At 63.3% G+C, this 22,857-nt stretch carries 25 protein-coding genes; 10 read left to right on the plus strand and 15 right to left on the minus strand.

Annotation, left to right across the window (positions count from 1 at the left end; translation table 11 throughout):
• Positions 1 to 3: 3 nt before the first annotated feature.
• Positions 4 to 207, minus strand: coding sequence for a twin transmembrane helix small protein (locus tag NPS46_RS13445; RefSeq protein ID WP_274107899.1), 204 nt, complete (start codon positions 205 to 207; stop codon positions 4 to 6).
• 70 nt (positions 208 to 277) lie between these two features.
• Here NPS46_RS13445 and NPS46_RS13450 point away from each other — a divergent pair, with 70 nt between their 5' ends.
• The 5 genes from NPS46_RS13450 to NPS46_RS13470 are packed head-to-tail and all read left to right on the plus strand — an operon-like array spanning position 278 to position 4,201.
• On the plus strand, positions 278 to 1,012 hold the full coding sequence (locus NPS46_RS13450) for an SURF1 family protein (RefSeq protein WP_274107900.1): 735 nt from the start codon (positions 278 to 280) through the stop codon (positions 1,010 to 1,012).
• Positions 984 to 1,589, plus strand: coding sequence for a hypothetical protein (locus NPS46_RS13455; RefSeq protein ID WP_274107901.1), 606 nt, complete (start codon positions 984 to 986; stop codon positions 1,587 to 1,589). The genes NPS46_RS13450 and NPS46_RS13455 overlap by 29 nt, the downstream gene beginning before the upstream one ends.
• A gap of 10 nt (positions 1,590 to 1,599) precedes the next feature.
• Positions 1,600 to 2,682 carry a COX15/CtaA family protein gene (locus NPS46_RS13460; protein WP_274107902.1) on the plus strand — a complete coding sequence of 361 codons (1,083 nt, stop codon included), beginning with the start codon at positions 1,600 to 1,602 and terminating at the stop codon, positions 2,680 to 2,682.
• On the plus strand, positions 2,670 to 3,569 hold the full coding sequence (gene cyoE / locus NPS46_RS13465) for a heme o synthase (protein WP_274107904.1): 900 nt from the start codon (positions 2,670 to 2,672) through the stop codon (positions 3,567 to 3,569). Before NPS46_RS13460 ends, cyoE begins: the two co-directional genes overlap by 13 nt.
• Positions 3,566 to 4,201 (plus strand): SCO family protein, encoded by a 636-nt coding sequence (locus tag NPS46_RS13470; RefSeq protein WP_274107906.1) that lies wholly within the window; start codon positions 3,566 to 3,568, stop codon positions 4,199 to 4,201. Before cyoE ends, NPS46_RS13470 begins: the two co-directional genes overlap by 4 nt.
• Positions 4,202 to 4,248: 47 nt before the next feature.
• On the opposite strand, the gene NPS46_RS13475 is transcribed toward NPS46_RS13470, so the two are convergent.
• The 4 genes from NPS46_RS13475 to NPS46_RS13490 all read right to left on the minus strand — a co-directional run bounded on the left by NPS46_RS13475 (position 4,249) and on the right by NPS46_RS13490 (position 10,350).
• Positions 4,249 to 4,986: an SDR family oxidoreductase gene (locus tag NPS46_RS13475; protein WP_274107908.1), complete on the minus strand. Its 738-nt coding sequence runs from the start codon at positions 4,984 to 4,986 to the stop codon at positions 4,249 to 4,251.
• Between the two features lie 140 nt (positions 4,987 to 5,126).
• Positions 5,127 to 8,177: an efflux RND transporter permease subunit gene (locus NPS46_RS13480; protein ID WP_274107910.1), complete on the minus strand. Its 3,051-nt coding sequence runs from the start codon at positions 8,175 to 8,177 to the stop codon at positions 5,127 to 5,129.
• Positions 8,174 to 9,244, minus strand: coding sequence for an efflux RND transporter periplasmic adaptor subunit (locus tag NPS46_RS13485; protein WP_274107912.1), 1,071 nt, complete (start codon positions 9,242 to 9,244; stop codon positions 8,174 to 8,176). Before NPS46_RS13485 ends, NPS46_RS13480 begins: the two co-directional genes overlap by 4 nt.
• On the minus strand, positions 9,241 to 10,350 hold the full coding sequence (locus NPS46_RS13490; protein ID WP_274107914.1) for an efflux RND transporter periplasmic adaptor subunit: 1,110 nt from the start codon (positions 10,348 to 10,350) through the stop codon (positions 9,241 to 9,243). Before NPS46_RS13490 ends, NPS46_RS13485 begins: the two co-directional genes overlap by 4 nt.
• A gap of 261 nt (positions 10,351 to 10,611) precedes the next feature.
• Here NPS46_RS13490 and NPS46_RS13495 point away from each other — a divergent pair, with 261 nt between their 5' ends.
• Positions 10,612 to 10,740, plus strand: a complete 129-nt coding sequence (locus NPS46_RS13495; RefSeq protein ID WP_274107916.1) for a hypothetical protein — start codon at positions 10,612 to 10,614, stop codon at positions 10,738 to 10,740.
• 74 nt (positions 10,741 to 10,814) lie between these two features.
• On the opposite strand, the gene NPS46_RS13500 is transcribed toward NPS46_RS13495, so the two are convergent.
• The 6 genes from NPS46_RS13500 to NPS46_RS13525 form a co-directional block, all read right to left on the minus strand.
• Positions 10,815 to 11,597, minus strand: coding sequence for a MetQ/NlpA family ABC transporter substrate-binding protein (locus NPS46_RS13500; RefSeq protein WP_274107918.1), 783 nt, complete (start codon positions 11,595 to 11,597; stop codon positions 10,815 to 10,817).
• A 175-nt stretch (positions 11,598 to 11,772) separates the two neighbouring features.
• The gene (locus NPS46_RS13505) at positions 11,773 to 12,684 is read right to left on the minus strand and encodes a sigma 54-interacting transcriptional regulator (protein WP_274107920.1); all 912 of its coding nucleotides are present in this window, start codon (positions 12,682 to 12,684) and stop codon (positions 11,773 to 11,775) included.
• A gap of 62 nt (positions 12,685 to 12,746) precedes the next feature.
• Positions 12,747 to 13,328: an alpha/beta hydrolase gene (locus NPS46_RS13510; protein WP_274107922.1), complete on the minus strand. Its 582-nt coding sequence runs from the start codon at positions 13,326 to 13,328 to the stop codon at positions 12,747 to 12,749.
• Positions 13,329 to 13,506: 178 nt separating this feature from the next.
• Positions 13,507 to 13,908 (minus strand): ExbD/TolR family protein, encoded by a 402-nt coding sequence (locus tag NPS46_RS13515; RefSeq protein WP_274107924.1) that lies wholly within the window; start codon positions 13,906 to 13,908, stop codon positions 13,507 to 13,509.
• 1 nt (position 13,909) lies between these two features.
• Positions 13,910 to 14,635, minus strand: coding sequence for a MotA/TolQ/ExbB proton channel family protein (locus NPS46_RS13520; protein ID WP_274107925.1), 726 nt, complete (start codon positions 14,633 to 14,635; stop codon positions 13,910 to 13,912).
• A 37-nt stretch (positions 14,636 to 14,672) separates the two neighbouring features.
• Entirely contained in the window at positions 14,673 to 15,464 is a 792-nt protein-coding gene (locus NPS46_RS13525) for an energy transducer TonB (protein ID WP_274107927.1), read from the minus strand.
• Between the two features lie 463 nt (positions 15,465 to 15,927).
• Between NPS46_RS13525 and NPS46_RS13530 the strand changes: the two genes are divergently transcribed.
• A complete protein-coding gene (locus NPS46_RS13530; RefSeq protein ID WP_274107929.1) occupies positions 15,928 to 16,845 on the plus strand; it encodes a LysR family transcriptional regulator in 918 nt (305 codons plus the stop codon).
• 28 nt (positions 16,846 to 16,873) lie between these two features.
• Here the strand turns inward: NPS46_RS13530 and NPS46_RS13535 are convergent, their stop codons facing one another.
• Positions 16,874 to 17,947, minus strand: a complete 1,074-nt coding sequence (locus NPS46_RS13535; protein ID WP_274107930.1) for a fatty acid desaturase — start codon at positions 17,945 to 17,947, stop codon at positions 16,874 to 16,876.
• 100 nt (positions 17,948 to 18,047) lie between these two features.
• Here NPS46_RS13535 and NPS46_RS13540 point away from each other — a divergent pair, with 100 nt between their 5' ends.
• Positions 18,048 to 19,052: an AraC family transcriptional regulator gene (locus tag NPS46_RS13540; RefSeq protein ID WP_274107931.1), complete on the plus strand. Its 1,005-nt coding sequence runs from the start codon at positions 18,048 to 18,050 to the stop codon at positions 19,050 to 19,052.
• A gap of 5 nt (positions 19,053 to 19,057) precedes the next feature.
• Here NPS46_RS13540 and NPS46_RS13545 read toward each other — a convergent pair whose 3' ends face one another.
• Together NPS46_RS13545 and NPS46_RS13550 are read right to left on the minus strand one after the other, a co-directional pair.
• Positions 19,058 to 20,440 (minus strand): heavy metal sensor histidine kinase, encoded by a 1,383-nt coding sequence (locus NPS46_RS13545; protein ID WP_274107933.1) that lies wholly within the window; start codon positions 20,438 to 20,440, stop codon positions 19,058 to 19,060.
• Complete coding sequence (locus NPS46_RS13550) at positions 20,433 to 21,107, minus strand: heavy metal response regulator transcription factor (RefSeq protein WP_274107935.1); 675 nt, start codon at positions 21,105 to 21,107, stop codon at positions 20,433 to 20,435. The genes NPS46_RS13545 and NPS46_RS13550 overlap by 8 nt, the downstream gene beginning before the upstream one ends.
• Positions 21,108 to 21,242: 135 nt before the next feature.
• On the opposite strand from NPS46_RS13550, the gene NPS46_RS13555 reads away from it, so the two are divergent.
• Together NPS46_RS13555 and uraH are read left to right on the plus strand one after the other, a co-directional pair.
• Positions 21,243 to 21,722 carry a GlcG/HbpS family heme-binding protein gene (locus NPS46_RS13555; RefSeq protein ID WP_274107937.1) on the plus strand — a complete coding sequence of 160 codons (480 nt, stop codon included), beginning with the start codon at positions 21,243 to 21,245 and terminating at the stop codon, positions 21,720 to 21,722.
• Between the two features lie 22 nt (positions 21,723 to 21,744).
• On the plus strand, positions 21,745 to 22,155 hold the full coding sequence (gene uraH, locus NPS46_RS13560) for a hydroxyisourate hydrolase (protein ID WP_274107939.1): 411 nt from the start codon (positions 21,745 to 21,747) through the stop codon (positions 22,153 to 22,155).
• Here uraH and NPS46_RS13565 read toward each other — a convergent pair.
• Positions 22,152 to 22,841 carry a Crp/Fnr family transcriptional regulator gene (locus tag NPS46_RS13565; protein WP_274107941.1) on the minus strand — a complete coding sequence of 230 codons (690 nt, stop codon included), beginning with the start codon at positions 22,839 to 22,841 and terminating at the stop codon, positions 22,152 to 22,154. The genes uraH and NPS46_RS13565 overlap by 4 nt on opposite strands.
• Between the last annotated feature and the right edge of the window lie 16 nt (positions 22,842 to 22,857).

Consider the following 22,857-nt stretch of genomic DNA (forward strand, 5'->3'; position numbering starts at 1 on the left):
GGATTACCAGGGCGCGTGGGAAACCAGTTGGCCACTGAAAAAGCCCCAGCTGATCAGGGCCAGGGTGATGACGGCCAGGGCGACGCGCACGGTCAGGGCCCGCAATAGACGGGTGGAGCCGGCGTCGTCCTTGACCAGAAAGAACAAGCCGCTGAACAGGCTGGCGACCGTGGCGAACAGCATCAGGACGATTGCCGCTTTCAACATGGCGAGACTCCGGGGGAGAGGCGATGCCCATCAGTATAGCGAGCCAGGTACCCACCGAACGGTTGCGGCCATGAGCCGATTCCAGCCCGGTGTCGTGCCGTCCCTGATCGTGCTGTTGCTGCTGCCGCTGCTGGTGTTTCTCGGCTTCTGGCAACTGGGCCGAGGCGAACAGAAACACCTGTTGCTCGACAGCTACGTCACGCGCTTTGCTGCCGCGCCCATTACCGCGGAGGCCTTGCACACCCTGACGGACGCGGCTTATCGCCGGGTCGTCCTGCTGGGGCATTTCGACGCCGAGCACAGCCTGCTGCTGGATAACCGCAGCCGCGATGGCCAGGCCGGCGTCGAGTTGCTGCAACCCTTTCTCGACCACGCCAGCGGGCTCTGGGTCCTGGTCAATCGCGGCTGGCTGCCGTGGCCGGACCGGCGTATCGCGCCGGCTTTCGACACGCCGAGCCAACCTCTGCGCCTCACGACCTGGGTGTATGTGGCACCCGGGGCGACCTTCCAATTGCATGCCGATCCGCTCCAGAAAGACTGGCCCAGGCTGGTGACGGCGCTGGACCCGGCACGACTCTGGAACGAGCTGGGCCGCGAAGGCTTTGCCTATGAACTGCGGGCACAAAGTGGCCCGGCGACCTATCGCACCGACTGGGCAGTGGTCGCCATGGCCCCGGAAAAACACCTCGCCTACGCCGTGCAATGGTTCGCCATGGCGCTGGCACTGCTGCTTCTCTACCTCTATCTCGGATGGCACAACGCAAGGGAGAAAAACCATGGACACGGCCATGAATCCACCCGCTAGCCCGACGGCGCCGGACCCGCGACGACGCGCCCGCGGGCGCCTGCAACTGGTCCTGATTCTGTTGATGGTCATCGGCCCAATGGTCCTGGCCACCGGCATGTACAAACTGCAGTTCTGGGTGCCCGACAGCCGCAGCTATCACGGTGAAATGATCGGCAACGGCCAGACCCGCGCCGAGCTGGGGGTCACCGCCGACGAGGACCGCTGGCAGATCCTGGTCAGCGCTCCCCAGGCCTGCGATGCCGACTGCCAGCAGTTGGTCTACCTGGCGCGCCAGATCCAGATCGGCCTGGGCCGCGATGCGTCCCGGGCCAGCCATGCCCTGGCCAGCGCCCAGCCCCTGAGTGCCGAATACGAAGCCCGGCTGCAACGCGAGTATCCGCAGTTGCAGCGCTACCCGCTGGATCTGCCGGCCTACACCCGGGGGCTCGGCGCCAGCGGCGCGGCTGGCCAACAGCCGCAGCTATGGCTGGTCGATCCCCACGGCAACCTGGTGCTGCGCTATGACGCCAGGGTCAAGGGCAAGGATCTGCTCAACGACCTGCGCCACCTGCTGAAACTGTCGAACATCGGATAAGGGCATTCCCATGGCCAGACCTGGATTTCGTCTTGCGTTGCTTGCCACCCTGCTGGCACTGGTGGTGGTGTTGCTCGGTGCCTATACCCGGCTGACCCATGCCGGCCTCGGCTGCCCGGACTGGCCCGGCTGCTACGGTTTTATCAGCGTACCCAAGAGCGAAGCCCAACTGGCCCATGCCGAACTGCATTTTCCCGAGGCCCCGGTGGAAGCCCACAAGGGCTGGAATGAAATGATCCACCGCTACTTCGCCGGCGGCCTGGCGCTGACCATCGCCTTTCTCGCCGGCCGCGCCTGGCGCCAGCGCAAGGACGGCAGCGGCCAACCCTTGAAGCTGCCGCTGTTCCTGCTGGCCGTGGTCATCGCCCAGGCCGCGTTTGGCATGTGGACAGTGACGCTCAAACTCTGGCCACAAGTCGTCACGGCCCACCTGTTGGGTGGCTTTGCCACCTTGAGCCTGCTATTCCTGCTGACCCTGCGCCTGTCCGGCGTACTACCGGCGCTGGCCGTACCCAAGCGGTTGCAACGCTGGGCCACCGCGGGCCTGGTGCTGGTCATCGCCCAAATCGCCCTGGGGGGCTGGGTCAGCTCCAACTATGCGGCGGTGGCCTGTATCGACCTGCCGACCTGCCACGGCCAGTGGTGGCCCGAGGTCGATTTCGCCAACGGCTTTCACCTGACCCAGCATATCGGCCCCAACTATCTGGGCGGGCAACTGGACAGCGATGCACGCACCGCCATCCATCTGACTCACCGCATCGGCGCCCTGCTGGTGACCCTGGTCCTGCTCGGGCTGGCCTGGCAGTTGCGTGGGGTCGGCATGACTCGCCTGGCCGGGCTGCTGCTGGTGGCCCTGGCGGTGCAGATCAGCCTGGGGCTGAGCAATGTCTATTTCCACCTGCCCCTGCCGGTCGCCGTGGCCCATAACGCTGGCGGCGCCGCGTTGCTGCTGAGCCTGGTACTGATCAATTACTACGCGCGCACGGCGCTGGTCCGTGTTCGTCAGCCCGCCACGGTGGGCTGGCGCTTTCATCCACGTAAACAGACGGCCGGCCCAATCACGATAAAAGGAGAAATGCCATGGCGACTCTGATTGGCGAACGTCACAGCCAGGCGATCTGGCGTGACTATCTGGAGCTGACCAAACCCAAGGTGGTGGTGCTGATGCTGATCACCTCGCTGGTCGGCATGTTCCTCGCGACCCGCGCCGGGGTGCCGTGGACGGTGCTGGTGTTCGGCAACCTGGGCATTGGCCTGTGCGCCGGGGGCGCGGCCGCGGTCAACCATGTGGTCGACAGGCGCATCGATGCCGTCATGGCCCGCACCCACAAACGGCCCCTGGCTGAAGGCCGGGTTTCACCGACAGCGGCCTTGGGCTTTGCCTTGCTGCTGGCGGTGAGCGGGCTGGTGTTGCTGCTGGCGTTCACCAACCCGCTGACCGCCTGGCTGACCCTGGCGTCACTGCTCGGTTACGCGGTGATCTACACCGGTTTTCTCAAGCGTGCGACGCCCCAGAACATCGTGATCGGCGGCCTGGCCGGCGCTGCGCCGCCGCTGCTGGGCTGGGTGGCTGCGACCGGGCATATCAGTGCCGAGCCACTGCTGCTGGTGCTGATTATCTTTGCCTGGACGCCGCCGCACTTCTGGGCCCTGGCGATCCATCGCAAGGAAGAATACGCCAAGGCCGATATCCCGATGTTGCCGGTGACCCACGGCGAGCACTACACCAAGGTGCATATCCTGCTCTACACCTTCGCCCTGCTAGCGGTCAGCCTGTTGCCCTATGCAATCCACATGAGTGGCCTGCTGTACTTGGTTTGCGCCCTCGCCCTGGGCGCCCGCTTTCTGCATTGGGCCTGGGTGCTGTACCGTGGCAGTCAGCCGCACGCGGCGATCAACACCTTCAAGTACTCTATCTACTACTTGTTCCTGCTGTTTATCGCGCTGCTTGTCGACCACTACCTAGTGTTGAATCTATGACTCGAACTCAGAAAACCGTCTTTATTCTGGTCGCCGTAGTGGCGGTCATCCTCGGGCTCACGGTGCAGCGGGTGCTGTCCGGCAAGGGCCAGGGCGACCCCACCGCCCTGATCGATGCAGGGATCATCCTGCTGCCGCAGAGCCGCCAGTTGCCCGACCTGAAGATGCTCGACCAGGAGGGTCAGCCGGTAGCCGTCAACCAGTTGAAGGACAAATGGAGCCTGCTGTTCTTCGGCTATACCTTCTGCCCGGATATCTGCCCGACCACCCTGGCCCAGTTGCGTCAGATCAAGAGCGAACTGCCCAAGGAACAAGTCGACAAACTGCAGATCGTCCTGGTCAGCGTCGACCCCAATCGCGATACCCCGCAACAGCTCAAGCAGTACCTGAGCTACTTCGACCCCGAGTTCAAGGGCCTGACCGCGACCTCTCTGGGCGACCTGCAAAAGCTCGCCAATGCCGTAAGCATTCCCTTTATCCCGGCCGATACCAGCAAGCCCAACTATACGGTCGACCACAGCGGCAACCTTGCGCTCCTTGGCCCGGATGGCACCCAGCGCGGGTTTATCCGCGCACCGCTGAACAACCAGAAGCTGCTGGCCCAACTACCCGGCCTGCTGGCCCGTCCCTGATCGCCTAGTCCGCCTGACCGCGGCCCCGCCCAGGGCCGCGTGAGCGCCTACACCAGCCCGCCATTGGCCCGCAGGATCTGCCCATTGACCCAGCCCGCCGCCGGGCTGACCAGGAAGGCGATAATACTGGCAATGTCCTGAGGCTGGCCGAGGCGTTCGAGGGGTGGCATCTTGGCGAAGGCCTGGATCTGCTCCGCACTCTTACCGTGCAGAAACAACTCGGTGGCCACCGGCCCGGGGGCGACGGCATTGACGGTAATCCTCCGGCCCCGCAGCTCCTTGGCAAACACCTGGGTCAAGGACTCCACCGCCGCCTTGCTGGCGATGTACACCGCATACCCAGGCAGGTTGAGCCCGACGGTACTGCTGGAAAAATTGACGATCCGGCCGCCCTCATTCAGCCGCTTCGCGGCTTCGCGCAAGGTATTGAAAGTGCCCCGGGTATTGATCGCGAAGGTCTGCTCAAACAGCTCGTCACTGTGTTCGGCCAACGGCAATACCTTGAGAATACCGGCGTTGTTGATCAGCACGTCGACGCGGCCCAACTGCGCTTCGACCTGTGCGAACAACTCCCGGACCGCCGCCGAATCGGCAACATCGGCCTTGAACGCAAGCGCCCGGTGCCCGGCCTGCTGCAGCTCGGCGGCCAAGGCCGAGGCCTCGCTGGCGCTACTGGCGTAGTTGATGGCCACGGCAAAGCCGTCCTCGGCCAGTTGACGCGCGATCACCGCGCCAATACCACGGGAGGCACCGGTGACCAGCGCGACTTTGAGGGGAGCAGTCATGGTGTAGTCCTTGAGCAAAGGGGAGAGGCCGACAATTTCACCGATTTGCCCAGGGCAATAAAGCCCGGCCAGCTGACATCACTGTTCGCAAAATCCCAATAATCGAAGCGCCCTCGTACCGTCGTACGAGGGCGTGATCGTCAGGCGGCTTTTGCCGGTTCCTTGATCCGGTACCAGGCCACATACAGCGCCGGCAGGAACAACAGCGTCAGCAGGGTGGCGACGATAATCCCGCCAATCATCGCGTAGGCCATCGGCCCCCAGAAGACTTCCCGGGCGATGGGGATCATCCCCAGGCTGGCGGCGGCAGCGGTCAGCAAAATCGGCCGACGCCGATGCTCGGTGGCTTCGACCACCGCATCCCAGGGCTGATAACCCTCACGCTCGAAGGCATCGATCTGGGTCACCAGGATCACCGAGTTGCGGATGATGATCCCGATCAGCGCCAGGATCCCCAGGATCGCCACAAAGCCCATGGGCGTTCCGGTCGGCACCAGTGCCAGCACCACACCGATCAGGCCTAGCGGCGCAACACTGGCCACCAGGAACATCTTCTGCACGCTGTGCAGCTGGATCATCAGGAACGTCGCCATCAGGAACAACATCAGCGGCACCACCTTGGCAATCGGCCCCTGGGCCTTGCCGCTTTCCTCTACGGTGCCGCCGGTCGCGACCTTGTAGCCCACCGGCAGGCTGGCGGCAAACTCGTCGATCTTCGGCTTCAGTTGCTTGACCAGGTCGGTCGGCTGAATCTCGCCGTTCACCGCAGCCTTGAGGGTGATGGTGGGCTTGCGGTCACGACGCCAGACCAGCGGCTGCTCCAGTTCGTAGCGCACCGTGGCGAAGGCCAGCAATGGAATCGAGGTGCCGTTGGGGGTGACGATCTGCAAGTTCTGCAGGGTTTCCGGTGAGCCACGCTCGCTGTCCACCGCCCGGCCGACCACGTTGATCAGGTAGATATCGTCCTTGACCTGGGTCACTGGGGCGCCGCTGACAATGCTGTTCATCAGTTTGGCCACATCCTCCGAAGACAGCCCCAACTGACGCGCCTTGTCCTGGGCAATATCAATGCGCAACACCTTGCCCGGCTCGTTCCAGTCATAGATGGTTTCGCCGACATTGGGGTTTTCATCCAGCACCTTGGCCAAGGCCAGGGCGTGCTTGCGCACCTGGTCGATATCCGGCCCGCTGATCCGGTACTGCAGAGGCCGGCCCACCGGCGGGCCCATTTCCAGGGTCTGGACAAAGCTACCAATGCCGACAAAGTCCTCGCGCAGGCGTTTGTTCAGGCGTTCGATCAAGCCCGCGCGCTGCTCCAGGCCCTTGCTGACAATCACCAACTGGGCGTAATAGGGGTTCTGCAATTGCTGGTCGAGGGGCAAGTAGAAACGGATCGCGCCCTCACCGATATAGGTGCTCCAGTGCTCGATATCCGGGTCATCCTTGAGGGTCGCTTCCAGGCGGTCGACGGCCCTGCGCGTCTCCTCGATAGAAGCATTTTGCGGCAGGTTGAGGTCCACCAGGACCTCCGGCCGGTCGGACGACGGGAAGAACTGGTTCTGCACAAACCGCATGCAGAACACCGACAGTACGAAAATCAGCAGGGTAATACCGATACACAGCCAGCGATTGCGCATCGACCACAGCAGCCCGCTGTTGAACGCCCGGCCAATGCGCCCCGGCTCTGCGGAATGAGGCTTGATGTTCTGGCTGAGGATGTGCACGCCGAGGACCGGGGCAAACAGCACCGCGACCACCCACGACACCAGCATCGCCACCGCGATCACCGCAAACAGGGTGAAGGTGTACTCGCCGGCCGAACTGGCATTGAGACCGATGGGCACGAAACCGGCCACGGTCACCAAGGTCCCGGTCAGCATCGGGAAGGCCGTTGAGGTGTAGGCAAAGGTCGCCGCCTGTTCCTTGGTATCGCCCAGCTCCAGGCGCGTGACCATCATCTCCACGGTGATCATGGCGTCGTCCACCAGCAGCCCCAGGGCGATAATCAAGGCACCCAGGGAAATCCGCTGCATGGTGATGCCGCTGTACTCCATAAAGACAAAGACCAGCGCCAGCACCAGCGGGATCGAACAGGCCACTACCAGCCCGGCACGCAGGCCGAGGCTGATAAAGCTGACGACCAGGACGATGATCACCGCTTCGAACAAGGCCCCGGTAAAACCGCCGACCGCCTTCTCTACCACCACGGCCTGGTCCGAAACGTTGTGCACGCCCACGCCGACCGGCAGGTCGGCCGTCAGGCTGGCCATGCGCGCGTGCAGGTCGCGGCCGAACTCCTGGATATTGCCACCCGGCTTCATGGCCACGGCCAGGCCGATGGCCGGCTGGCCATTGAAGCGAAACTGCGGGGTCGGCGGGTCGACATAGCCACGACTGATCTCGGCGATATCTGCCAACCGGTAGAAACGGTCGTTCAGTTTCAGGTTAACCGTCTCCAGGTCTTTTTCCGACGCGTACTGCCCGCTGGTGCGCACGGAAATTCGCTCCGGCCCAGCCTCGATCACCCCGGCCGGGGTCACCGCGTTCTGTTGTTGCAGGCTCTCGACGACCTGGCGCTGGTCAATGCCCAAGGCCGCCAGCTTACGGGTGGAGAAATTCAGGTAGAGCACTTCGTCCTGCTCGCCAATCATCTCGACCTTGCCCAGGTTGGGCACATCGCGAATCCCGGCCCGGACCTGCTCGACATAATCGCGCAGTTGGCGCATCGACAGGCCATCGCTGGTAAAGGCGAAGACCGAGCCATAGACATCACCGAACTCATCGTTGAAGCCCGGCCCCTGGATACCCTGGGGAAAGCTGCCGCGGATATCGTCGATCTTCTTGCGCACCTGGTACCAGATCTGCGGAATGTCCTTGCCGCTGGTGGTGTCGCGCAGATACACGTAGACCGTCGATTCACCGGGGCGGGTGTAGCTTTTCACGTAATCCAGCGAATCGAGTTCCTCAAGTTTTTTCTCGATCCGGTCGGTGACCTGTTCCAGGGTTTCATCCACCGTGGCGCCGGGCCATTTGGTCTGGATGATCATGGTCTTGATGGTAAAGGACGGGTCTTCCTCGCGGCCCAGGTTGAAATAGGAAAACACCCCCATCAACAGGGCGACAAACATCAGGTACCAGACGAACGACTGGTGTTTGAGGGCCCACTCGGACAGGTTGAAACTCCCTTTCATTGCGGGCTTTCCTCATTGATTTTGACTTTCTGTCCGGGCTTCAGGCTATTCACCCCGGCGCTGACCACACGCTCGCCCGCCTTGACTCCGGACGCCAGGAGCATGCGACCGGCGTTGCGGCTCAACACCTTGACCGCGCGCGGGGAGACCGTCTGGGTCTGGCTGTCGATCAGCCAGATCCGTGTCTGCCCGTCGACCTCCTGCAGTGCCGACAACGGCAGCTCGGTGCGCGGTTCGATGGCCGTGCTGAGGGTTACGCTGATCGAGGTGCCGAGGCGAAACGCCGCCGGTGTCTGGTCCAGGGTCAGCCGCGCACGGCGAGTGCGCGTTGCACTGTCGGCCTGGGGTTCGATTTCACGCAGATGGGCCCGGGTGTTGACCCCTGGATCCAGCTGGCCGGCCACCAGGAACTCGACCCCTGCCGCCAGTTCATCGGCCAGGGTCGTGGGCAAGTCGATCACCGCTTCCTTGATATCCGGGCGCGCCAGGGTCACCACTTCCTGGCCGGCGCTGACCACCTGCCCGGCTTCGGCACGCCAATCGGTGACCACGGCCGCATGATCGGTGCGCAGTTCGCTGTAGGCCAACTGGTCGCGTGCCTGGCTGACGGCGGCCTTGGCCTGGGTCAGGGAGGCCGCGGTGGTCTTCAGTTCGGTCTGGGCGATATCGAGCTGGGCCTGGGCGCCTACACCGCGCTGGAACAGTTCCAGCTGGCGTCGGGCATTGGCCTGGGCATTGATCAACTGGGCCTGGACCCGCGCCAAGTCACCCTCGGCCGCGCGCAACTGGTTGCGCTGGTCGGTCGGATCAAGGGTGGCAAGCAGAGCGCCCTTTTCCACCTCGCTGCCGACATCCACGTTGCGCCGGGCAATGCGCCCCGCCACCCGAAAGCCCAGGGTGCTTTCATAGCGCGCCTGGATGGTCCCGGCGAAACGCCCGAGGCTCTGCTCGATCTCGGGCCGAACTTCGACAAAAACCACCGGCCGCACCGGATCCGGTGGCGGTTGTTCCTTCGAGCAGGCGGCCAGGGTCAGGCAGCCGAGCAGGATCCATGGCGTCGGCTTCATGGCTGTTTTTCCGGTGAGGGGCTGGCTGATACCGCGGAGCGATCGGCGATTTCCACCCGACTGCCGGGGTGCAGCAGTTGCCCGCCGGCCACCACCACCCGCTCGCCCGTCTCAAGGCCCGCGCTAAGGATCACCTGGCCAGTCAGGTAGCGGCTCACCTTGACCGGTTGCAGCCGCGCCTTGTCGTGTTCATCCAGTACCCAGACCGCCGGCTCGCTGACATCCTTGGTCAACGCCGACCAGGGCAGCGCGATACCGGCCTTGGTCGGCGCTGACAGCGTCGCGCTGACCACCGCCCCCAGGTCCATGCCGGCCGGCAGCGTTTCGAGGGCGACCTTGACCTGCAGGGTACCGCTCTGCGCCGAAACGGCCGGGGTCACTTCACGGACCTGGCCTTGGGTCCGGATCGACGGATTGTCCAGCAGGGTCACCTGGATCGGCGCATCCCCGGGCGGCTCGACCAGCAGCGACTCATAGACATTGAACACTGCATCGCGCCCGCCATCGCGGGCCAGGCTGAAGATCGGCATGGTCGCCTGCACCACCTGCCCGACCTCGGCCTGGCGCGCGGTTATCACCCCGGGGGCCTCGGCGACCAGGGCGGTGTAGCTCAATTGTTCACGGGCATTGGCCAACTGCGCCTGGGCAGCCACCAGGGCGCTTTTGCTGCTCAGCAGCCCGGCCTGGGCCGCGTCGTATTCACTCTGGCTGGTGTAGCCCTTGGGCAGCAGCTTGCGCTGGCGCTCAAAGGCCGCGCTGGTCTGCTGCACCCGCGCCTGGGCCGCGCTGACTTCGGCCTGGGCGCTGTCGACATTGGTCTGTAGATCCTTGGGGTCGAGGCGGGCCAGCACCTGTTGCGCAGACACCCGATCACCGACATCCACCAGGCGCTGAATGATCTTGCCACCGACGCGAAAGGACAGATCGGTCTGGACCCGTGCCTGGATATCGCCGGTCATGGTGACGAGGTTGGCAAAATCGCCTCGCTGCACTTCCTGGACCAGGACGCGCGGCCGCGTCGGCTCCTGCGGCGGCGCCTTGCCGCAACCGACCAGTAGCGCGACCAGCGCCAAGCCCATCCTCCCCTTGAATCGCCACCGCGTCATGCAGGCTCCTTTTTTGTGCCAGAGACGTTACGACTGTTAGCGTAGATCAGGGTTCATGATCTGCCTGACACGGCGACGACACTCGCAGGCAAGCTTGTGCAGGCGGTGATCCGGAGGCCCCTAAAAGGGCGGTTTTCAGGCAATGGACTACAGAAAACTCTTTCTGACGTGTGGGATGGATCTTTTACTCAGAACCGCGCTCCTATTCTCGAGAATCTTGGCCACACTCACCCAGCGCCGCATTCACGAGGAAGCCCGAGCATGTACAAGCAACCCCGTTTGCCTCACACCCGACCACCGGAAAAGCTCGACCCCGAGAACGTGCTCAAGCTGCTGGTCGCTCTGCGCCGGGCCGTCAAGCCACAACCGAATGAAACACCGCTCGCCTGATTTTTCAGGCAACACAAAAAACGCCGAGGGCTGGTAGCAGCCGTCGGCGTTGAAGTCTTGAAGGGTGTGGCGAATCAGAACGCCGGCAGTACCGCGCCGCTGTACTTCTTCTCGATAAAGGCTTTGACCTCGGGACTGGTCAGAGCCTTGGCCAGTTTCTGGATCGCCGCGCTGTCCTTGTTGTCCGGACGGGCCACCAGGAAGTTAACGTAAGGCGAATCGGCACCTTCGATGATCAAGGCATCCTTGGCCGGGTTCAGGCCGGCTTCCAGCGCATAGTTGGTGTTGATCATGTCCAGGTCGACCTGATCCAGCACGCGTGGCAGCAAGGCCGACTCCAGCTCCTTGAACTTCAGGTTTTTCGGGTTGGACTTGATGTCCTTGGGCGTAGCTAGAGCGTTCTTGGGATCCTTGAGTTCGATCAGCCCGGCCTTTTGCAGCAGCAGCAAGGCACGGCCGCTGTTGCTGCCCTCGTTGGGAATCGCCACGGTGGCGCCGTCCTTGAGTTCAGCCAGGCTTTTGACTTTCTTCGAGTAGCCGCCAAACGGCTCGACGTGTACGCCGATCACGGTCACCAGGTTCGTGCCCTTGCCTTCGTTGAAGTTCTTCAAGTACGGCAGGGTCTGGAAGTAGTTGGCATCCAGGCGCTTCTGGTCGACCTGGACATTGGGCTGGACGTAGTCGGTGAAGACCTTGATTTCCAGGTCCACGCCTTCCTTGGCCAAGGTCGGCTTGATCAGCTCGAGGATCTCGGCATGGGGAACCGGCGTCGCGGCTACTACCAGTTTATCGTTGGCCTGGGCCAGGCCGGCGGTCAGGGCTGCCGCCAGTGCGGTAAACAACAGAACCTTTTTCATGCAGTGTCCTTATCGAAAATCACGGTCATCAGCGACGACAGCTTCAAGTGGGGTGCCGATGACCTGATGTCAGCGGCGTGGGGCGGACAATAACGATATTTTTTATTCCCGAACAATATCTTTTATTCACTTTGATATTCCATTTTGCTCATACAGCGCTGCACCCGCGCTGCACCTACAAGGTCGCCAGCAGGCGCTTGAGGGCCGCGCGCTCTTCGGGCGAGCCCTGAGCAATCAGGCGTTCCACCCGGGCCAGGGCCGATACCTGTTCCGGTAGGTTCAGATGCTCGGGCAGGATCTCCTCGCCAGTACTGACCAGCAAGGCAAAGTGAATGACGTTTTCCAGCTCGCGGGTATTGCCCTGCCAGTCGTGGCGCTCCAGCACCCGCTGCGCGCTTTCACTGATCAGGGGCACCGCCAGGTTCAGGCGCTGGCTGTAGATCCCCAGGAAATACTCGGCCAGCGGCAGGATGTCGCCGACCCGCTCGCGCAAGGCCGGCAGGTCCAGCCGCCCTTCGCTGAGGTAGTGATAAAGACGTTCATGGAACTTGCCGGCGCTGACCGCCTGGGCCAGATCGATACTGGTCGCGGCCACCAGGCGCACATCGACCGGGCTAGGCTGCTGGGCCCCTACGCGGGTGACTTCGTGATTCTCCAGGGCGGCCAGCAATTTGATCTGGATCGGCAGGGGCAGATCGCCGATTTCATCCAGGTACAGGGTGCCGCCGTTGGCCGAGCCAAACCAGCCGGCGCGACTGCTCGCCGACCCGGCATGCGCCCCCGGGGCATGACCAAACAGCTCGGCATCGGCATAAGTCGGGCTGATCGCCCCGCAGTTGACCGAGACAAACAAGCCACCGCGATCACTGGCCCGGTGGATATGCCGGGCCAGCAGCTCCTTGCCGCTGCCGGTTTCACCACGAATCAACACCGGCAGGGCCTTGGGCGCCAGGTGCTCGAGGTCTTCACGCAGTTGCCGCGAACGCGGGTCGACAAACACCAGCGCCTTGGCGCGAATGCTCAGCGGGCTTTTCTCCGCGTCGGGAAAGGTCAGCAGCGGCTGGCCGAAGGTTTCATGCAGGCTCATGGCAGACTCCCGCCGAGCCCCGTCCGCAGACGGGGAGGCGTTGAACAGAAGGGAAAAGGTAATCAGGCGCGAAGCAGGGAATGCTGTTCCATGCGGGTTTGCAGCCGGTACAGATAGGCGAACCCCTGCTCCCAGCGCTGGTGGCCGGACTTGACGTTGATATGCCCGGCACCACTGATAATCCCGGCTTCGGCACCCCAGTCACGGGCCAGCTCGAGGGCACGCGGGGCGCTGACGGCGGCATCGTTGTCGGAAGCAATGACCTGGCTGGGAAAGGGCAGCAAATGCCGCGGAATCGGGGCGAAATTGCGCAACGCCGGAGCGCATGCAGGGCGTTCGACATCGGCCGGAGCCACCAACAGGGCGCCGCGAACCTGGCGCAGCAAATGCAGCGGCGCGCTCGCGGCCCAGTGGGCGACGGTGATGCAGCCCAGGCTGTGGGCAATCAGAATCACCGGCGTGCTGTCGGCGACGATCGCCTCGGCCAGTGCCGCCACCCAGTCTTCGCGGCGCGGGGTCAGCCAGTCGGCCTGCTCCACCCGCGCGCTGTTCGGCAGGCTGTTTTGCCAATGGCTTTGCCAGTGATCTTCGCTAGACCCTTGCCAGCCCGGCACAATCAGATAGCGAATCGACTCATTGCGCATGGGGTGCGCCTCCTGCAGCGTGTGCGTTGAGGAGAAGTATAGGCAGGGGATATATATTCGTTAAGGAATAAGAAGCTATTTATTAATCACTGTTAGCTATATAAGAAAAATAAACAAGAAGACAAAAAAAAGGGCCGCACCCTGCCAAGGAGACGGCCCGTAAAAAACGATAAAGGGCTCAACGTGCGGTAATCACCGACAGTTTGGTAATCCCGGCCCGCTCGATGGACGCCATGGCTCGCGCCACTTCGCCGTAGTTCACACCATTGTCAGCCTGCAACTGCACACGCAGTTCAGGGTCCCTGGCCTTGGCCGACTGGAGATTGAATTCGAGCAGCCCGGGCTCGATTTCATCCTTGTTGATAAACACCTTGCCGCTGCCATCGATGCTGACCACCAGCGGGTCCTTCTGCTCCACCGGTGCCACGGCCTCGGTCTTGGGCAGATTGATCGGAATGGCGTTGGTCAACAGAGGCGCCGTGACGATAAACACCACCAGCAACACCAGCATCACGTCCACCAACGGGGTAACGTTGATCTCGCTCAGCACCTCGTCGCTGTCCTGGGTAGAGAAGGCCATATCAGGACGCCTCCTTCACTTTCTGCGCATTGCCCAGGGCCGCGGCTTTCTGGGCCGCTGGATGGACCAGCACGCGGAACGAACTCTTCTGCGCCAGGCTGTAGAAGTCGTGGGCAAAGTCATCGAGATCGGCTGCGGTCAGCTTCAGGCGACGCAGGAAATAGTTGTAAACCAGCACGGCCGGCACTGCGACGGCAATCCCCACGCCCGTCGCTACCAGGGCCGCGCCAATCGGGCCAGCCACAGTTTCCAGGCTCGCCGAACCGGCTGCGCTGATGCCCTTCAACGCTTCCATGATCCCCCAAACCGTCCCGAACAGGCCGATAAACGGCGAGGTGCTGCCAATACTGGCGACCACGGCCAGGCCGGTTTCCAGGGAACGTCGTTCGCGTACGATCTGCTGGCGCAGGGCACGCTCCAGACGGTCCTGATGGTTGATGGCCTGGCTCAGGTCCGCCGCAGGGGCCGTGTCGCCAACCTGGATCGCGGCATAACCGGCCTGGGCCACGCGGGCAGCGGCACCGGGGTAGGTCTCGCTCAGCTCAGCCGCCGAGTCGAGACTGGATGCGGCCCAGAAGTGTTGGTGAAACTTGCGGTCCTGGGCCCTGAGGCGGGCGAACTGCACACCCTTGAACAGGGCAAGGCCCCAGGTGGCGACCGAAAAGACCACCAGCAGCCAGATCACCGCGCTTTCGATGGATTCGAGTGGAGATGCCAGTAACGTCATGATGTATTCCCTCTGTGAAGTCGATCAGCGCGTCTGATCAGTGAATCTTGAAGTCGATGGGCACACTGACCCAGCCGACCTGGGCCACATCGCCCTGCTTGGCCGGGACAAAACTCCAGCGCTTGACCGCTGCCAGGGCGGCATCGTCGAGCTGCTGGCGCCCGCTGCTTTTCTGAATCTGAATCTCGCCCGGCTTGCCGCTGGCCAATACCTGAACCCGCAACAGCACCGTGCCTTCCCACCCCCGACGCTGGGCCAGCTCCGGGTACTGCGGCGCCGGGTTTTTCAGGTAGGCGGCATTGGCCGAAGCCGGTGTTACCGGGGCCGGAGCTGGAGCCGGCGGCGCAACAGGTGCTGGCGCAGCCACCGGCTGGGGCGGGGCCGGCGGTTGCTCGATCGGCTTGGGCACCGGTTTGGGCGTCGGTTTTGGCTTGGGCTTGGGCACCGGTTTGGGCGGTGGCGGCTTGACCGCCAATTCGTCCTCCACGGGTGGCGGCGGCTCCACGACCGGCTCAGGCACAGGTGGTGTTTCAGGCGGCGGTGGCGCCGGCTGGGAAAATTCGATGGTCATCGGCGGAATTTCCGGCGGCACGAGCGGCACCGGGGTGTCCTGACGATTGACCCAATAGATCACCGCACCGTGCAGTACCAGCGCCAGCAGCCCCAGCAACCAACCTTCACGGCGACTGAGAATACCCTTGGGGTTTCTCTGCAAACGCAGTTGGCCCAGCGGCGTGCGATACGGCCGGCCAAGGTCGACCAACTCGCCGCTCGGTGCCTGGCGCCATAGCACCTCATGGGCACTGGCAGCGGTCTGGACATTGCCCATTGATTCACTCCTGCGGTCTTCAACCAGAAACCGAGGCACCTTCGCGGCAACCTCGTGGGGTGAATCATCGACGGGAGGTTCTTATCTCTTAAAGTATTTTTTAAAGTTATTGATAGACCAAAATGACATATATAACCCCACAGAAAGCGGCCAGGCCCCGCCGTGCAAGGGCTGGCGCGGCACGCCTGAAAGCCCATGCCTTCCAGGCATTGAAAATATTGCCAAAAGGCATCGTTTTCTCCCTGTGCACGCTGGGTAGAAGCGTGTTTCTACCGCATTTTCCAGCGCTAAAACCCGGCGCCTACTGGACGGCGATAGCCCGGGGCAACATGGCTCTATTTATATTCTTTTTTGATCTATCAATTTAAAATCATATTCATTGACGGAATATAAAGCTGTCTTTAAAACGTCAACGTTCTCCCCTACAGAGATCGGGTTCGCCTTCGATTCCCGGGACGTTTTTATGGATCTTCGCCAACTGCGCTACCTGGTTGCCCTTAATGAACACCGCAGCTTCGTTCGCGGCGCCGAGGCCATGGGCATTACCCAGCCGGCCTTCAGCCGCAGCATCCAGGGCCTGGAACAGGAGCTGGGTTGCCTGCTGGTCGAGCGGGGGCACAAAGAGCTGCGCCCGACACCCCAGGGCCAGGTCGTGCTGCAACATGCCCTGAGCCTGTTGCAGGGTGCAGCGCGCTTGAGCAGTGAGGTCGCGCGCATGGGGCAGCTCGACGCTGGCGAACTGCGCTTTGGCTGCCATCCGGCTGCGCTGGCGTTGGTGCCCGAAGCCGTGGCGGGGTTTATCCAGGCCTACCCCAACGTGCGCACCGGTTTTGAGGTGGACAATGACGAGCGACTGGGGCGACGCCTGATGCGCGAGGAGATCGAGTTCTTTGTCGGCGACCTGCGCCCTTTCGAAGCCGATCCCAACTTTCAGACGCTGGCACTGACACCTCGCCGAAGCGTGTTTTTCTGCCGGCCCGGGCATCCGTTACTGACCAAGGACAGCCTGTCCACCAACGATCTGTTTGCCTATCCGCTGGCCACCGCGCAGCTGGCACCGGGGACCCGCAAACGGCTGGCCAATCTGAGTGGACGTACCGATTTTGCACCGGCCATCGAGACCGAGTACTTCCCCGCGCTGGTGGACATCGTCCGGCGCAGCGACGCGATTGGCCTGGGCAGCGAAGTCGGCTTTCTTGAAGCCAGTGCCCAGGCGCCGCTGATGCGCCTGCAGTGGCGTAACCTGGCGACCAATATCGATAGCCTGCACAGCCACTGCGCGATTGTCAGCCGGGCCGGCTTCCGCCTTTCGCCCGCGGCCCGGGCGATGGTGGATCGCCTGGTGGCGCTGGATCACCAAAGGCCCTCGGGCGCCTCATAGCAGCCGCCCGCCGGCGGCCTCGAGGGGGCTACGAACTAGACGCGTCCAGGGACGCATAGCCCGGCTGCGCTGCACGCGTAAAGCGATTGGCCCGGGTGAAGGTGCCCAGGTCATTGAAGCGCACCCCCATCTCGGCCATCACCTTATGCGCCACCGGAGCGGTCAGCTGACGCAGATAAAAGGGTTCCTTGACCACAAAATGATGGATGCCATGGGTGCTGCCAAAGTTGAAGCAGAACGCCTGCAAGGGCCACATCCACCAGGGGTTGAGCACCTGGGTCTGCTGAATCACGTTGCCGGCCTCGACATCGCCGTAGTAGTGCATGTTCGAGCTGACAAAGTGCAGGCAAAAAGTACGCAGCACATTGGGGCCGATAATCACCACCACCGCGATATCAATCACCTGCATCACTGCCAGGGTCGTGGCCGACCACTCGATGGGCGCGCCCAGCAGCCCGGCGATGACATTGGCGCCGTGGAATCCGAGAAACACATACCACGCGCCCCAATGCAGCAATGCCAGGGGCGCATACACCAGCAACGTGCGCAAAATGATCTGCCCGCGGCGCCTCCAGGTCCTGGCCCGCAACACGCGAATCAGCGAGGACATCATGTTGTCCCCCACCATCAGCAATCGGGCGAAGCCCCAGGGCTCGCCATTGGTGATCGCCCGTTCCTCCAGATCGGCCTCGGTCCCGGAGACCTTGTGGTGGTTGAGGTGCAAATGGCGGCGAATCCACGGGTTGATGGTGCTCGGTCGCGCGAGCCAGACCAGTGCCAGCATCAGGTTGTGGGGCACGCGCTGTTTGCGAAAGTACATGCTGTGGATCAGGTCGTGTTCCAGCTCATGGGTCAGCGACGCGAAGAACGCATTGAGCAGCAGGCAGGCCCACCAGGCCAGGTGACCGCTGATATACAGCGCCGCCGAGCCGACCATCGCCGTCAATGCCAGGGCCAGGATTCCAGCTCCCAGGGCATCCTGATGCTGGAGCCAGGGGTAGCGTTGGCGCAGCTCCATGCCCCTGGCCATCACCACTTCACGAATATGCGCAGCACGCTGTTGCGGGCTCAGGTGTTCGGGACTTGCGCAAATACCCTGCATGCTTCCATCCTCTGGTTATTGATGTTCGCATCCTGCCCCACACGCCTGGCCGGGGGCGTAGCCGCGAACGCCAACCTGTTGACCGGATGCGCCAATCGCCATGCCCGAACCGACTTCCCTCTCCAGTTGGACCCGCGCCCTGCGCAAGCAGCTCGACGCACTGAACCTCGACAGCGCGGCGCTGTGCCGCCAGGCCGGGCTCGATCCGCAGTGGATGGAGGATCCCAACGCCCGCTACCCGCTGTCGGCCACCACCCGCCTGTGGCAACTGGCGGTCGAGGCCAGCGGCGATCCGGCCATCGGCCTGCGGGTGTCGCGGTTTGTCAGCCCCACCACCTTCCACGCCCTGGGGTATGCGCTGGTCGCCAGCGGCAGCCTGCGCGAAGTGTTCGAGCGCATCGTGCGTTATCACCCGGTGGTCAGCGATGCGCTGCTGCTGGAACTTGGTCTGGTCGGCGAGCGCTATCGCTTCTGCCTGCGGGTGCCGCCAGGCAGCCCGGAACCGGCACCGGAGGCCATCGATGCCTTTGCCGCGATCTATGTGCGGACTTGTCGCAATCGCCTGGGCCGCGACTATGCACCGCTCGCGGTGTTTCTGCGCCGGCCCGCACCGGCCGATCCCCAGCCCTGGCATGCGGTCTTTCGCGCGCCCATCGAGTTTTCGGCCGCCGAGGACCGGCTGGAGTTTGCCCGCGCGGACTTCGACAGCCATCTGGACGATGCCAACCCGGAGCTGGCCGAACATAACGAAGCCGTGCTGAAACGGACCCTGGCCCAATTGCAGCCCTTGACCTGGGAACGGCGCGTGCGCCGGGCCATCGAGGCCCAGTTGCCGGAAGGCGAGCCCGGGGCCGAAAGAATTGCCCAGACCCTGAACCTGAGCCTGCGCAGCCTGCAACGGCACCTGGCCGATGAAGGCTGTCGCTATGACACACTGCTCAATGAGTGCCGGGAAAATCTCGCCCTGCTCCATCTGCGCGACCCGCAGTGCTCCCTGAGCGAAATCAGCTACCTGCTCGGCTTTGCCGATACCAGCAGTTTCAGCCGGGCCTTCAAACGCTGGACGGGGCTCACGCCCGGGCAGTTTCGCGACGGGCTGCGCTAACCCCTTCAGACCCGGGCAAAACCCAACTCGAACAAGGTGCCCTCTGCGTCGCTGCTGACCCGAACCTGCCCCCCGTGCAGGTCCATGATCGATCGCACGATCGCCAGCCCCAGGCCACCGGAGTCGCCGGGTTCGGCACGGGATGGGTCGACACGATAGAAACGGTCAAACAGCTTGCCCAGGTGTTGCGGCGCAATCGGCTGGCCAAAGTTATGCACCTGCAACCAGCACCCTTGGGGCGTATCCACCCGCCGTAGGGTGATACTCGACCCCGCCTCGGCATGGCGCACGGCATTGGCCAGCAAATTACCCAGCGCCCGCTGAAGCAATTGTCGATCAGCCAGCCACTCGCCGTGCAACTGATTTACCAGGCGCAACTGGCGGTCGTCGGCCAAGGCCTCGAAGTAATCGCAAAGCTCGTTGCCCAACGCTTCCAGCCCCAGCATCTGGGGCTCCAGAACCCGTTCCGCCTGCTCGGCACGTGCCAGAAACAGCAGGTTTTGCGCCATGCGGGTCAGCCGCTCGAACTCTTCCATATTCGAGGCCAGCAGCTCCTGGTACTCCGCCGCACTACGTGGCTGATTGAGCGCCAGCCCATTACTGCCCAACAGGTTGTGCAGAGGGGTACGGATCTCATGGGCCAGGTCGGCGGAAAACTGCGACAGGCGCTGAAAGCTCTCATCGAGCCGCGCCAGCATGCTGTTGAGCGCCTGCACCGGCTCCTGCAATTCCGCCGGCGTACCGCGACTGTCCAGCCGCCGGTCCAGATTGCGCAGGTCGATGCCACGTACCGACTCGGCCAACTCACGCAACGGCCGCAGCCCTCGACGCAACAGCAACAGCCCCAGCCCGAAGGCCAGCACCGCCCCCAGGCCGACCGCCAGGTACAGGCGCAGCCGATAGCTGGCGAGCATCTGTTCGCGTTCGACCAGGCGTTTGCCGGCCACCACGGTCAGCGGCTCACCCGCCGGCCCCCGGGCTTGAGCCGCCAGCAGCGCCAGGCCGGAGCCATCGGCATCCTGCCCGCTCACGACATCCGCACGCCGTGGCGCCCGCGTCACCGGGATTGGCGCCAGCTGCGGCAGTTGCTGGCGGTGCGGGTTGATCTCGATCACCGTCGAGCCATCGGCGCGCTGCACCCGCAGCAGGCTATCAAGATTGCCCAACATGTTCTGATACAGCCGCGGGCGCTCCTGCAGCGCCTCCAGGCTGTCACTGTCCTGGAGCAACGCGCGCACCTGCTCCAGCCGGCCGAGCAAGGCCTGGTCGTCGCGAAAGGCGATTTCCGCCGCCAGGGAGCGGTAGAGAAACAGCCCGATACCGCTCAGGACCAAGGCGCTGACCAGAGCAAAGGCCAGGGCCAGGCGCCAGGCAATCGACTTAGTCATCCAGCGCTTCCAGGCGATAACCGACACCGCGTACGGTGTGGATAAGTTTGGGCATGAACGGGTCGTCGACCTTGGCGCGCAAGCGGCGAACCGCGACCTCGACCATATTGGTGTCGCTGTCGAAATTCAGGTTCCAGACTTGGGAGGCAATCAGGGTACGCGACAGCACTTCCCCCGGACGACTGGCCAACAATTGCAGCAGGGCGAACTCTTTGTTAGTCAGGGCAATCCGCTGGCCGCCACGGCTGACGCGCCGACGCAGCACGTCGACCTCCAGGTCGGCAATGCTGTACGACTCGGCTTCGCGCAGCGGGCCACGGCGCAACAGCGTCCGCACGCGGGCCAGCAACTCGGCGAAGGCAAAGGGTTTGAGCAGGTAGTCATCGGCGCCCAGTTCCAGGCCGCGCACTCGATCTTCAATCGCATCGCGGGCGGTCAGAAACAGCACCGGTGTCGCGGCCCGCTGGCGGATCAGTTGCAGCAGTTGCCAACCGTTGAGGCCAGGCAACATGACGTCGAGGATGATCAGGTCGTAGGCCTGCTGCTCGATAAAGTAACGGCCGTCGAGGCCGTTGAGTGCCACATCCACGGCAAATCCGGACTCGCCCAGGCCTTTGGCCAGAAAGTTCGCGGTCTTGGCTTCGTCTTCCACTATCAGCAAACGCATGACATACCTCAATGATCGTGCGCACAGGCTAGGCGCCCTGGCCCGGGTTGCCCATTACAAACTTGTAATGCAACTGACGGGGTTCTGACGAACCACCCTGGTTAGGGTGGCGACCTCAACTTCCCGGAGCCCGCCATGATCCACAAACCCCTTCTGTTCGGCCTGGCCCTGGCCGCCAGTGTCTACGCCTACGCGGCCCCAGAACTGCCACGCCACGCCGATCTCGATCTGCGTACCGCGCGCCAACTGGCCGACGCGGCACTGGCCCACTGCAGCGCGGCCATCACCGTGCTCGACCGAGGCGGCAATCTGCTGCTGGCCCTGCGCGCGGATGAGGTTGGCCCACACAACAGCCTCGCCAGCCAACGCAAAGCTTATAGCGCGCTATCGACCAAGACCGCGACCCGGCTTCTGGCCGAACGCGCCCAGGCCAACCCCGAAGCCGCCAACCTCAACACCCTGGCCGAATTGCTGCTGTTGGGCGGCGGCATCCCTCTGTTTGCCGGCCAGGAACTGGTGGGCGGCCTGGGAATCGCCGGTGCCGGCGGCGCGCCGCAAGACGAAGCATGCGCCTTGAGCGCCGCACAACAGCTTGGCCTAGCTACTAGCCGCTAATTTATTGACCCAGGAGATCCCCATGAACACTGTGAAAACCACCCTGGCCGCCCTTGGCCTGTGCAGCCTGTCGAGCCTGGCCCTGGCGGCCGGCAACCCATTGAGCGTGCATGTGCTAAATCTGGAAAACGGCCTGCCATCGCCCGGCGTCGAGGTCACCCTGGAAAAACACCAGGGCGCCAATTGGCAGCTTTTAGCCCAAGGCACCACCAACGAACAGGGGCGTATCACCGAGCTCTTTCCCAGCCAGCAACCCTTCGAAGCCGGCGAGTATCGCGTGGTATTCAAGACCGGTGCCTACTTCAAGCAGGCCGGGCGCGAGACCTTCTTCCCGCAAATCCCGGTGATCTTCCAGGTCAAGCAGACCGACCAGCACTACCATATCCCGCTACTGCTCAGCCCCTACGGCTTTTCGACCTACCGCGGTTCCTAGGGCAGCCCGGCCGCAGCGCGCAAGCGTTGCGCATCGAGGATGGTGATCTCGCCGTAATGCAACTGCACGACGCCCTGGCCCTGTAGTTCCTTGAGCAGTTGGTTGGTGGTCTGGCGCGACAGCCCGAGCATCGACGCCAACTGCTCCTGGGGCAGCTGCAACACCCGACGCGAATGCTCGATCTCACCATAGCCCTCGGCAATCATCAGCAAGCGGTGGGCCAGGCGTACCGCAGCCGGCATCAGGGTCATCTGCTCCAGATTGATAAAGGTCAGGCGCAACTTGTGGCTCATCAGCAAGGCCAGTTGGCGCCAGTGTTCGGGGTGCTTGTCGAGCCACTGCAACATCGCGGCCTGGGGCACCTGAAGCAGGAGCGCAGGGCCAACGGCATAGGCATCGTGGGTGCGCGGCTGGCCGTCGAATAGGCAGATTTCACCAAACCAGTGCGGCGCTTCGATCAGGCTCAACAGGGCTTCCTTGCCCTGCTCGTTGACGGTGCCGATACGCACCGCACCTTCGAGCACCGCGTACAAGCCGCACGGCGGATCGCCCCGCTGGAACAGCCGCTGCCCCGCGCTCAGGTGCCGCTCCCGGGCCAGACCCAGCAAGCTATCCTGAAATACCAGGGGCAAATGGCTGAACCACTGGCCGTTGCCCAGGCCGGTGCGCCATGCCTGTCTGTCCATGCTCTCTCCGCAACAC

The sequence above is a fragment of the Pseudomonas putida genome (assembly GCF_028682395.1).
GTDB lineage: Bacteria > Pseudomonadota > Gammaproteobacteria > Pseudomonadales > Pseudomonadaceae > Aquipseudomonas > Aquipseudomonas putida_AB.